The organism is Pseudomonas sp. CBZ-4, assembly GCF_000346755.1.
GTDB lineage: Bacteria > Pseudomonadota > Gammaproteobacteria > Pseudomonadales > Pseudomonadaceae > Aquipseudomonas.
In genome coordinates, this window is sequence record NZ_ANNV01000008.1 from 1 (window position 1) to 12,095 (window position 12,095).

The window sequence follows — 12,095 nt, forward strand, 5'->3', positions numbered from 1 at the left end:
AGCAGAAGCAGTTGAACACCTGGGTCAGTTTTCAGTCGGCAGAAGAGCCTCTACTGGGTCAGTTTTCGGTCAGCGGCAACAGATATGGGCCTCAGCGAGCAACGGATTGTCAGAAGCCGAGAGGATTTTTTCCAGTTGGGAGTAGCGGTCGTTGATTTTTTCGTACTGCGCTTCCGACAGCGAGATTTCCCGCGCGGCGCGAAGCAGAAAATATTCCCAACTGCTGCGCTTGGTCTGTTCGTTGCTCAAAAGCATTTACATAGCCTCCTGGGCCACCGAGCCCAATTGCAGTGTTTGCGTAAACCGATCTTGGTTTTCTTTGTCCCGATCGAAGATCAGGTACGTATGTTGATGCTGCGTTGTGAGCAACGCGCCAAACTCGATGGCCAGTGCCGCAGGAATGGCAGCGAAGACGTGGATAGGATCGGGAGTCAGAGCCTCAAGCTGACTCAGTCGTATTTGGAGTGCGTCGCGAAAGGCATGAATCACCCGACGGTTCTGTACCATCGCGTAGCTTGGTTCAGGGATCGACAGCTCTGCAATACGTGCACCGGGTAGAGCGTCGGTCACGTCGCGAACTGGAACTTGTGCAGAAATGGAGAGCACCAACGCCAGTGGACCATCGCCGTTGGGTGGAGGCGTGAACAGAAAACTGGGCGGCTCAGCACACTGATCGGGCCAGCGCAAAAGATGCTCGCGGTGAAAAGAGAAGATTAAGCGTTTGGAACGATCGCCGATGCTCTGGCCCAACATCATCAAAGCTGGGATATCGGCCAAGCCTACTACTGCTAGCGCGGGCGAGTCGCCATAGGTGCCGCCCCGACGCTTGAGTTGCTGCTCCAGCTCATACTGGATGCTGTCTTTGACGTTCTGCCAATAGGCAGCGTCCCTGCCGCGCGGTCCGGGCGCAGGGAAGGCAATTTTGATGCCTTGATCGAAGGCGGTTAATCCCTCCGCAGACATCGCAGTCAATAGATCGCGAACGGGAATATCGTTGATCGTCTGGAAATGCTGACTCTGAACAATGAGAGGAATCGCTCTGCCACCATCAGGGGTCGTTGCGGCGATTCGGATGCGCTCTAGGTATGCTTGGTGTAAACCACTCAAATCATTTTCAGGATAACCGTCTGCGTCACGATCAATTTTGTCATGACAGCCTGGGCACAGGAGCATCAGGTTAGCAGTATCGTTCGTGTGCGCCTCAGCATCATGATCCGCGCGTCCCCGAGGCCCCTTGGGACTGGCGGGTAGGATATGCGCCACCTCGCCCCATTTCATTGGCTTGCCGGCACGATAGTCGAACGTTAGATCTGTGCCGCACAGTTCGCAATGACCAGCGGTCTGTGTCCATACGATCCGCTTCGTCTCATCATTCGTGTTAAAGCGCCCAATCGCGGGCTTAGCGTCTTCTGGTTCTGCCATTTCGACCTACCCCCGAGAAACATCCATGATTGAAAACGATGATGGCAAGATAAGATCATATTAAGGTCATTTGCCTCAAATTCAAGAGAGATCTGAGTGGTGACCAATGCTGAGCCAACTTCGAGCAGGACGCTTGTTTTGACTCATCGAAACGGAGTGATGGCAGCTTTCGCTTTCTGGAAAATGCTGATGGGTAATGGCGCTGACCAAAGCGTATGTTGCAGCACTTCGGGAGAGGCAGAAAATCGGCCAAAAGCAGACGGCAGTGATTATCACGCTTCAACCGGCTTAGGCATCGCGAGCATAATGAATCGTTCCTACCAAGACCAACTCGTGGAGAATATTATGATCGAAGCTCAGCGCTGGAACGTGAAATGCCAAAATCCTACAGATGGAAGTGGAGACGTCATCGTTGACTTACCTGCCGACCTACTCGTGAGCATGGGACTCAGTATCGGCGATGAATTGACCATTGAAGTGGTCGACGGAGCAATTGTTTTAACTCCTAAGTCGAAGGATCAAACTATCCCCTGAACCATTTCAGGGCTCGAGTTAAATCTCAGGTTAGCACACAGAAATTGGGGCAATCGACGGCGAAGAAAACTCTATTGGGTTAGACAAGAAACTGCGGTGCTACGCTGCAACTGGTCGATTTTTACCTGTCGCCACCCTTAGATACCTGGCTTGGGTTGGCGACCACTTAAACATTGAGAGTTGGATCGATTGATGGTGTTAAATCCAGTCCGGGATATGACTGACGCCCCTAATATTTTAAGCTTCAATCGACACGAACCTGTTAGATGACCCCGCGGTAAGTGAAGGCGGCTTAATACCCCGCGGGCGAAAAGTGAGAGTACCCACTTACATCGATGTGACCGACACTACTTTCACAAACCTAAATTTTTTTGGCCGTCTTTGTAGCTTCTCGTTCTGCAACTAGTAAGCTCAGCGTATCGGCCTCATGCACCATCTGGTGCGTCTCACCCTCGAATTCGCTCCCCACACGGAGCGTAACTTTCAACCTAGATGTGAAGCCTTTTGAAACCGCCTTTTTCCTCGCTGCCTTCCCCGGTTGCACGATCACGACATCCGTGACTGTGTCCTGAACGTCTGAGTTAATTGCGGGCGTAGAGGGCTCAGAATCACCGAATAGCGCCCCACGCATCTCATCTTCCATCAATTCCGTATTCATACTATTTCTCAGAAGAGTGACTGACAACTGTCGATCAGTAGCGGTCAATCTATCTCCTTAAAAGCCCCCGGCAATCAACTATCGGTGGGGTTTCTACAACGTTAGGAGGCGAGTTTTGAGAATATAATCACTCACAGCAATTTACCCGTTAGCAAACCTACCGGTTCATGCTCGACTCCAAATATAGCTGCAGCATCAAGGAAATGGTTCGAAGCATCACGGGATCGTCTCCGCAGTATTAGCCTCGCCTCCCTCTCGAATTGACCTTTCATGAGCCACTTGGATGTTTCGGCCTTACGTTTGCCTTTCATGGTCAATCTCATTAGGTCTAATCGTTTTTTTAGGGGGGTCTTGGGGTAAAGGTATCACCAAACGCTGGAGCATGGTGATTCACAACGCAAACCGTTCTGCCACTTGAATAAACATCACCTCAACCATTCTAGTTTCGGCAATGACCGCAAGAGTAGCGCTGCCGTACTGATGCATAGCTGCCGGCGGAAAATATCCGAATATATCCTGCTGACTATAATCTATAGTCACCAGGATATATTCAGATAGGTGTGGGAGCACTTAGCATTCAGCGGTAACAGTCAGTCATAAGAAAATTATCAATTAAGACAACTTCGGTCCAGCCACATCAACAGAGTGAAGACCTGAAAAGTTCTGCGGCTGAAACGGTATACCAAAAGGTGTTCCCAAAGCGCAGAAAACATTTAAACCAGTAAAACAAACACAATATTTATTGAAAGTAAGAAGCATATCCACATTATCAAAATTTTGTGAACACGAATAACGCTTTTCTGCATAAAGTCTGGCACAGCACCAATTATCTCTCTAAATATTCCGAGGGTGCGCTTTACGCACGTAAGGATTTCTGATCATATTTACAAGTTTTAGTGCATACAGTCTGAGCAATTCGTGGTCAAGACTCTGGCTTTGAGGAATCAAGCTTCTGAAGAAGAGTTTTCGTTAACCCGGAATTTTCATTGTCATACTTTCTGAATGTATCTTCAAGATGATAATGCCGTCCGTTTCCCAGTACTTTAACGCATTTAAATCCAACCTGGTCAGGTTATCTTAAATTTTTACACCTATTGTAGGCCCGCCTTCAACTTAGAGGATTCACGACACAAAATATTAAAATTAAAAATCCGCTGATTCTTCTTATTTACCAACTTCAACAAAGCTCGTCTAGTTGAAATGCCAATCACCAAAATTAGCAAACTGAATTTAATAATGACTGAAGCCGCCTACATATTAAAAGCCATATAAAATTATGCACGGCCATTTTTATTCAATGAGCGCGCCTTAGCTTCGAGGGTAAGTAAATCATTTGATCATATCCCTTATCTATGGGTATCGCTGAGGTTGGAATAGATTTAATAATTCGCGCCTACACTTCGAATCAAGTATAAAAAATTGATTTCTACCGAATTGCAGCTAAGGGTCCATAGCATGTAGACGCACCTCCGGCATTCGATTGCAAATAGGGCATTCGACCACACCTGCCATATCACGCCTAATAAACTTAGAAATATCTAACGACTCTTTTACGATAACGCTGATCACGTGCAAATATTGCACGCGCAACGCCTCATAACTCATGATTGTACGAGTCAAGTCATTCTCTAGCTTTGAAATTTTCACTTTTAAATTGGCAGCGTGCGAGTCCTTGTCCAGACTATATTTTTTAAGAGAAAGTGTAGATATGGCTTCATCAAGCTCCCCCTGATGCTTCCTGATAGTTTCTCTAGAAACGCTCGCAAAAACGGCTAATTCCTTTTGGCTATATACATATTGTTCCCCACGACTTAGATATTCAGTATTCAATGCATTCAACGACTTATTAAGATACTCACTCAACCGCTTTCCTCTACGCTGCATTTTGAGTCTCCGGCGCTACTTAAGTTGGCGAACCTCCAACAGGCGAGCGGTACTTCTTGCCACGCGGCTGAAATGGACATCTTGATGACCACCTTCCCCACCGTTCGCTTGAATATATTCCCTAATAGTATTAGCATCATCATTGATTTTTTTCAGCTCAATAAATTGACCTTCATTCTCTACATCCACCACCAAACTTTCACAGCAGTCTCCTCGCTCATTGACTGACAAGCAAGAGAGACTATGCCTGCACGTTTTCAGAGCTAAATCTAATGTACATCCCCCATGTGGCATTGGATTGACAATCCGTACTGCGGCTTTGAGGTATTGTTCGGCAGTTTGGCGATCGGTCATGCCCAAAATGTTATAAGTCTCTTGTATTTGCCCAATGGCTTTATCTTGCCGGATGCTTGTCAGCAAATCCTGAACAACTTTGCTTCTATCGATCGCTAACGTCTGATCATATACTCGCGCCTGCGCTAAGCTTTTTCTAGACAAGAGCGCATTAACTTGCAAATCAGTCAGCCCCCCTTGCTTGTAAACAGTATTCAACCAGTGTCGTATATCATGCCATGTGAAAGTGGCAACATTACCAGTTCTAGGATCAATAACATTGTATTTAGAAAAAACTGAATCTAGGCCTTTCGCGGCATCGGCCAGCCAATAACAAAATTGTGCTCGAGATACCATCGTATAATTAGCCAAATCCGTATTGAACGAAGTATGAAAAAAGAAACGGGGTAGAACCATCAGCGCATCCTCAACCTCAAGCACTGCACCAGTACCATCTCGAATAACTGGCTCAATTTGTTTATGAAATTCTCCCTCAAAATTGGAGTCATATGTAAATGGGAACGATTTTTTCAACAACTGATCCGAAAGACACACATCAAAAATCTTCCTCACAATACTAGTCGCTGTTTTGTGATGCCTAAAGCGCATCTGATAAAACTGCTCGAAGCGATTGAATGAAACCGAATGAGGATGCACCAACAATACTTCCCTCCAATTAGGAGTATCAAGCGTCACAGGAAACGAGCGCCAATTCGAATCAAAAGAATAATAGACACCCTCTTTAAGTGCCATTTGCCTGTTAACCTGTCTTTTAAAATGCCTTGCACTAACACCTACATACTTAGCTCCTCCAGTGATACCCAGGCGCCGCTGGACTCCAACAAAATCTATAAATTGATTACGTTTACTAACCCAAACTGCATCAGGCGTAAAGATACTAAAGCTGGTGGTCCACTCGTGACAAAATCTCCTCGCATAGTACTCTGTAGCTTCCGGCGATTTCCAAACCTTATACCAATCGACAGCCGATGATTCTTTTCTTTTGCGCGCTATACGTCTGCCCTCCACTGTTAGGTTCTTCAAGAACTCGACTGCACTTTTAACTGCCGGCAGCAAATCCTGTGGAAACAATCTCAACGTCTGACCTTCGACCTTTTCGGGAAACAGTCTGAGCACCCACGCGCCCTCATGAAATACTAAACAATCAACTGGCAAACTTGCCAGCTCGCCAACACGCCCCCCCATTGCTGAATTCAGTACAATTGCATTTATAAAAAAGCGATCTTTCGGAGCAAGACTTTCGTTCGACGCTAGCCCGAAAAAATCTCTCATCACCTCAATAGGTATGAGTTTATTACGTCTCCCTTCCTCAGTTCCATCCCGACCATGCTCTATAGTGCTGGTTGCGAGCGCCTTATAACTTATTCTAAGACCTAGATTTATTCTCAGCCAAGAACCAAAATTAAATAACTTTTTTTGAAGATTGACGTTATTCCCCACGGCAATTTCAAAATCACCATTATTCACCTGCATAATACTTTTTGACCCTAAGATTTCGTCCAGTTTTTTGATAGCCCTCATATCTCCAACGGCGGTAGCATCACAGATATTAGATTTCCAGCGCTTATTTAATATGTATGCTTTAGCTACAGCTCTGAGACCAAGATTACTAATGGACGAAAAAAGAACATTTGAATATCGCGCATTACCGGGACGTCTTTTCCAACGCAAAACATTCCATTTGTCAGAAAAAAAATCGATATCATCTTCCAAAATCTGCATCCACCGCGTGCACTTATCGATTAGTTGACTTGGCATACCGATTGCTTTTAATTTCTTTAATAATTCCAATTTAGTCACCTGCTTCGATTTTAACAATCACATCTGTGATGGATTGATAAACACGCTCCAACTCTTTAAGCACTTTACTACGTTCGGATCCGTTGATTGCCGCATTCCACTTATTCAACATAGCTTCTATGTAATTCAAAGACCGGTAGTGATCGGCATCTTTCCAAGCGATAAAAAATGGACATCCGTTATAACAGCTAAAAAATGGGTGTTTAGTACAAGCAACTTGACTCCCACAGGACCCCACTACTGCGGGGGCAGCTATAACTGGGATCAGTATTGGATTACCTGGCGAAATCGGCGCTATCTTCCCTGCAAAAAATGCAGCTGTGAGCTCGGAAAAGATACCGCCTAACTTTCTTCCGACACGATCCAAGAGTGGACAAAAATCAGATACTAGGCAGTCAATATATGCGTTTACTGCGAAAAGGCTCTTATGCTCCAACACATACCTTATCTCTTCGCTAGTACATCCCTGCATGGCCATTTGTGTTGCGCCGCTATGACGAATACGATAAGGCGTCAAAATCAAGATTTCGTTGGTTCTAGGGCTAATGATTTTCTTTTTTCTGGACCAGTTTTTTATCATAGCGTCGAAATTCGATTTTGTGCCAGGTTTAGATGTTACAATTAGCCGCCCCTTAGCCTTTTGACACTCACTTACGCCTTCACGCTTTCCATACTCTAAAATTTCATTAGCTAGTTCAGCTGTAATAGGCCACAAATCACTGGGCTGTCCCGCGTTATACTTAATTTTCGGAATTCTCAAGAAGAATTCTTTTTCACCTAAAATACCTGGCGGCGACCAGAGAGCCTCAATATCCATACTTGAAATCTGCATTGGTCGCTTGAGCGTTTCAAAGGAAATCCAAACAAAAAGTCTTGCAACATTTTCATCCCATGACTCGTTCCCACTCTCAAGCATCGCTCGGCGCACCAACTCCAGCTCTGCGTTAGTCAAAGCCCCACGTTTTTTATCCCAATCCGATATAACTCTTGTCGATGGCGAGCCCACTGCAATTTGATTAAGTTCAGCAGCGTAAATTTCGTCCGCCTGGGCCAAACCATTATCAGCACAATATGTATAAAATTTTCTAAAACAAAGCCTTATAGACTTCGACGCGGTAGCGAACATCTCAAAAAGTTCATGCCATGACAACGACGAAAAATTTTTCCACTCATCCTTCCATACAACAGCCATCATCTTTAATGCTGACTTCACTTCATTTACAATTGCCGGCGTATGGTCTTGAAGTTTATCACACACATATTCGTATGCTGCATCAACTACCTGAGAGCAAAACAGGTACATGGAAAAGTCAATCCAATACCTTCTGCCCCTCCAGATACTTTCTATCCTCGGCCCAGTCACATCAATCAACAAACAGGAAGAAGGATCAGCGTAACACTTTATGAAGATATTCCCGTCGCTGTTTACATACTTCCCCTGTTCATTGACTTCCATTCTGAACCCTCCTCTTATTATTTTCAGTAACTTTTCTACGTGTAGAATCTCTCACTGCCCGGTTTGCATAAAGAAGCAAAGACGTTTCACTTCGCCATCCCCCCATATATACGATGCTATCGATTGCAGCGCTTCGGTCAGGAGATTCCTGAGCTGCAATATATAATCGGTTAAACTTTGAATGGCGAAGCAAATGCCATCTAAACGTTACTCCAGATTTCCGCTGAATGACATTTGCGATGCGGCTCGCGGCAGAACAAGACAAAGGTTTTCCTGCGCCAAAACTTCCATGCGCAACAAACAGATAATCATGATCTAAAAAATTAGTCACTCTCATCTTGCCCCTGATAAATTTCTTCATGACCCTATATTTCTTTACATACAGCTCAAGCAATCCAACTAGATCATCATCCTCAGGCTGCATATACAAATATCGACCTAGCGTTTTAACTTTTGGATTATAAGGAACTCTGGAGTCTAGATTGCTATTTCTTCTATCCAGATGAACTATTTCAACATACGGATCACTACCCGACAAATTCAAATCTTCCAACCTAAGCGATAGTGCCTCACCAATTCTTAATCCAAACGCTTTTACGAGTCGCCATAATAAATAATTTCTATGACAAATACCCTTGTCAAATTTTGCCTCTTCAAATTCATGTAGCAAGAGATTCTCGATTGAATTAATTTCACTATCGCTCAAGTCCAAAGCGAGTTTTCCTCCCTCCCCTCCAATGGTCGCCTTACTCCAAAAAAAACGCTGCGTATTAACGAGGGCAATTAACTCCACATCCGCCTTAATCAGCTCACTCGAGCTTACATAGTTGAAAACAAACCACACGACAAAAGTTTTACAGCTTTGCATTACCTGCCTATTGTAGGAGCTGATAGTGTTTGAGTCTTTGTCAACCACCTCACTGAGCCAATCCGAGAAACTTTTTATTTGTTTATAGCGAAGCCCAAATCCACTCAATAGATAGAATTCTAAATCGACTTTTCCTTCGCTAGCCCAAGTAAATAAAAATGCTACGTGATGAAACAGGGTAAATATGCTACCTTTGTTTTTTCTTTCCCCTCGGGCGTACGCTGCCTCGAAAAGCGATGCAGCCAAAGACGGAACCAGTGTTCTAGAATTGACAAATAAGCATCTACCGATCCCTTCTGCTTGAAACTTGACTAGTTTATACCGTAGATTTTTTCGACCCTTCGATATGCGAAGATTAACTTTCACAGTTCACGCCCCCATTTAGATTCGCAGGCGTCCGTCCATATGCAGCCAAACAATGCACATCGATATAGATTTTTCTTACCTATAGCGAACAATAACGAGCGGAAGATCACAGACACATAGAATTTCTTGCCCATGGGCTTAGCATCCCACCAAGCAACGCCCGGTAGACCAATTAGAGATTCGGCTCGAAATTGATATTGAAGGTGTGATCTTTTAATACACATGCGCACAACCCCGACGTCTTAGTAAACGTTCGTGGGTACAGATGCGCGTCAGCGGACTCCGACAGGCGGTCGCTATCTATGGTCCCGAGGCGTTGCGATGACGCCCCTAATTGACGATAGCGCGCTATCAGCAGGTTCGCCACTCCGCAATTTAATATATTCCTAAAATTAAGTAGGCACCTTTCGATCCACTAAATCATGGATAAAGCCGAAGCTGACCGTCATGACAAGATGCTTGAACTCGCTGAGTTGCTTGCAGAAGTGTTGCAAAAAGCCGTGCCGTCGTTGAGCGAGCAGCAGGTGGAGGAAGCCGGGATCTACATGGCGAAGAACCGCGATGTGTTTGCCAAGGCGTTCAAGAGCCAACCGGACGCACTGTCCGAGTTGCTGAACCCGCCGGCGGAATAAAGCCCGAATTGAACAGGCCCTGAATCATTGGTTCAGGGCCTTTTTAATGCGTGGGTTATTTGTAGAGCAGGCGTTCGGCCAGTTCGTCCGCCACCCGCGCAGGACTGCGTTTTTCGGCCTGGGCGTGGGCGAAGATTTCCGTCAGGCGCGTGCCGATGTTCGACAGGTGCGCAGTGATATCGCGCAGTTCTGCGCCGTTGTGCCTGAGGGCGACGTAGATCAGGCCGCCGGAATTGATCACGTAGTCAGGGGCGTAGAGGATGCCGCGCCCTTCCAGTTGGTCGGCGATGTCCAGGTTGGTCAGCTGCGCGCTGGCCGAGCCGGCGACGGCGGCGCAGCGCAGTTGGCCGACGCTCTGGCGGTTGAACACCGCGCCGAGGCCGCAGGGCGCGAGGATGTCGCAGGGGGTGCTGAGCAAGGCATCGTTGGCGATGGGGTGCGCGCCCAGTTGCTCCATGGCCAGTTGCACCTTGCCGTGGTCGATGTCGCTCACCAGCAGCTCGGCACCGGCCGCGTGCAGTTGTTCGGCCAGGGCGTAGCCAACGTTGCCCAGGCCCTGGACCGCCACGCGCAAGCCCTCAAGGTTGTCGCTGCCCAGGCGCGCCATGGCGCTGGCGCGGATGCCGGTGAATACGCCCATGGCGGTGTGGGAAGACGGATCGCCGGCGGCGGTGGTGCTGGTGACGAAGCGCGTGTGTTGGGCGATGCAGTCCATGTCGGCCACCGAGGTGCCGCTGTCGATGGCGGTGATGAAGCGACCGTCGAGTTTTTCGACGCAGCGACCAAAGGCTTCAAACAGTGCGGCGCGGCTTTCCACGTGCACCGGGCGAAGGATCACTGCCGTGCCACCGCCCACCGGCAACCCGGCCAGGGCGGCCTTGTAGCTCATGCCTTGGGCCAGGCGCGCGGCATCGGCCACGGCACTTTCGTCGTCGGGGTAAGCGAGGTAGCGACAGCCGCCCAGGGCGGGCCCGAGGCGGCTGTTATGGATGGCGATGACCGCCTTCAGCCCGGTGACCGGATCGACGCTCAGGTGCAGCGATTCAAGGCGGGTGCTGTGCATGAGCGCAAACATCGTCAAGCTCCCGAATCACTTCTGGTAGTGGCCCAAGTATAGGCTCACGGTAGAAATCCGACGGACTACGCTGGAATAAGCCAGCCGTTTTCGTAGGCCATGGGACATAAGCAAATGGGATATTTCTCAAGCCACTGGACGAAATTTCCCAGCAAGGCTAAAACGGGAGCATCTGCCGGAGAATGCAATGAATCCCCGCACAGCCTTTTTCGCCTGCCTGGAACGTTCGCCCCCTGCGCTGTTTGAGGCAGCCCTGTGGATTGCCGCCGAGCACGACCCCACCGTGCAGCCGTTGCTGATCCTGCAGGAACTGACGCTGCTGCAACAGCAAGTCAGCGTGGCAATGCCCCTGCTGCCAGCGGATGAACTGGGCCAGCCGTTGCTGCGGCGCCTGAATGACCTGGGGTTTGCCCAGGACGACTTCACCCCGCTGCGCCCCGCCGCTGCCCTGTTGGATAAAGTGCTGCAACGCAAGCGCGGGCAACCCCTGGTGATGGGGCTGATCGCGCTGGAACTGGCGCGACGCCTGCACATCCCGATGGTCGGCGTGAATTTCCCCGGGCACTTCCTGCTACGGGTGCCCGGCGCCGATCACCTGCTCGACCCCTGCGGCGGCCGGCGCCTGTACCCCAACGATTGCCGCGAACTGCTGCAACGCCAATACGGCCCCAACCTCAAGCTTCAGGCCGATCACCTGCACAGCGCCGACCCGCGCTCGATCCTGCAACGGCTGTCGCGCAACCTGCGGCAACTGCACCTGGCCAATGATGCACCGCTGGAAGCCTTGGTGGATGCCGAACGCGTGCTGGAGCTGGGCAATGCCAGCGCCGCCGACTATCTGGCGCGGGCCAGCCTGTATCAGCGGCTGGATTGTCCCAATGCCGAGCGTTTTGACCTGGAACACGCGCTGATGCTCAGTGAAGACCCTATCCAGCGCCTGCGCCTGACCGAGCGATTGGGCCATTTGCCACCCAACTCAGTGGTGCACTGAGCAGGTGAGGTCTGGCTTGTGTGGGAGCTGGCTTGTGTGGGAGCTGGCTTGTGTG

10 protein-coding genes and 1 pseudogene are annotated in these 12,095 nt (G+C 48.5%); 3 read left to right on the forward strand and 8 right to left on the reverse strand.

The features are described from left to right. Positions 1-69: 69 nt before the first annotated feature. Entirely contained in the window at positions 70-255 is a 186-nt protein-coding gene (locus B348_RS0100890) for a hypothetical protein (protein WP_017734288.1), read from the reverse strand. Then, positions 256-1,422: an SAVED domain-containing protein gene (locus tag B348_RS0100895; RefSeq protein WP_017734289.1), complete on the reverse strand. Its 1,167-nt coding sequence runs from the start codon at positions 1,420-1,422 to the stop codon at positions 256-258. Between the two features lie 138 nt (positions 1,423-1,560). Here B348_RS0100895 and B348_RS1000000132110 point away from each other — a divergent pair, with 138 nt between their 5' ends. Then, positions 1,561-1,956 carry an AbrB/MazE/SpoVT family DNA-binding domain-containing protein gene (locus B348_RS1000000132110; RefSeq protein ID WP_308220188.1) on the forward strand — a complete coding sequence of 132 codons (396 nt, stop codon included), beginning with the start codon at positions 1,561-1,563 and terminating at the stop codon, positions 1,954-1,956. A gap of 327 nt (positions 1,957-2,283) precedes the next feature. On the opposite strand, the pseudogene B348_RS01000000129610 reads toward B348_RS1000000132110, so the two are convergent. The 5 genes and pseudogenes from B348_RS01000000129610 to B348_RS1000000130565 all read right to left on the reverse strand — a co-directional run bounded on the left by B348_RS01000000129610 (position 2,284) and on the right by B348_RS1000000130565 (position 9,222). Next, positions 2,284-2,614, reverse strand: a pseudogene (locus B348_RS01000000129610) (hypothetical protein). 1,440 nt (positions 2,615-4,054) lie between these two features. After that, positions 4,055-4,498: a hypothetical protein gene (locus B348_RS0100920; RefSeq protein WP_017734294.1), complete on the reverse strand. Its 444-nt coding sequence runs from the start codon at positions 4,496-4,498 to the stop codon at positions 4,055-4,057. Between the two features lie 15 nt (positions 4,499-4,513). Then, complete coding sequence (locus B348_RS1000000131450) at positions 4,514-6,643, reverse strand: hypothetical protein (protein ID WP_146013197.1); 2,130 nt, start codon at positions 6,641-6,643, stop codon at positions 4,514-4,516. A gap of 1 nt (position 6,644) precedes the next feature. Next, positions 6,645-8,108, reverse strand: a complete 1,464-nt coding sequence (locus tag B348_RS0100935; protein WP_017734296.1) for a tyrosine-type recombinase/integrase — start codon at positions 8,106-8,108, stop codon at positions 6,645-6,647. Then, a complete protein-coding gene (locus B348_RS1000000130565) occupies positions 8,095-9,222 on the reverse strand; it encodes a tyrosine-type recombinase/integrase (protein WP_146013196.1) in 1,128 nt (375 codons plus the stop codon). Before B348_RS1000000130565 ends, B348_RS0100935 begins: the two co-directional genes overlap by 14 nt. 542 nt (positions 9,223-9,764) lie before the next feature. Between B348_RS1000000130565 and B348_RS0100940 the strand changes: the two genes are divergently transcribed. Beyond that, a complete protein-coding gene (locus B348_RS0100940) occupies positions 9,765-9,974 on the forward strand; it encodes a YebG family protein (protein ID WP_017734297.1) in 210 nt (69 codons plus the stop codon). A gap of 55 nt (positions 9,975-10,029) precedes the next feature. Here the strand turns inward: B348_RS0100940 and B348_RS0100945 are convergent, their stop codons facing one another. Continuing rightward, positions 10,030-11,049 (reverse strand): Glu/Leu/Phe/Val dehydrogenase dimerization domain-containing protein, encoded by a 1,020-nt coding sequence (locus B348_RS0100945; RefSeq protein ID WP_017734298.1) that lies wholly within the window; start codon positions 11,047-11,049, stop codon positions 10,030-10,032. Between the two features lie 187 nt (positions 11,050-11,236). On the opposite strand from B348_RS0100945, the gene B348_RS0100950 reads away from it, so the two are divergent. Further along, positions 11,237-12,040, forward strand: a complete 804-nt coding sequence (locus B348_RS0100950; protein WP_017734299.1) for a SirB1 family protein — start codon at positions 11,237-11,239, stop codon at positions 12,038-12,040. Positions 12,041-12,095 lie beyond the last annotated feature (55 nt).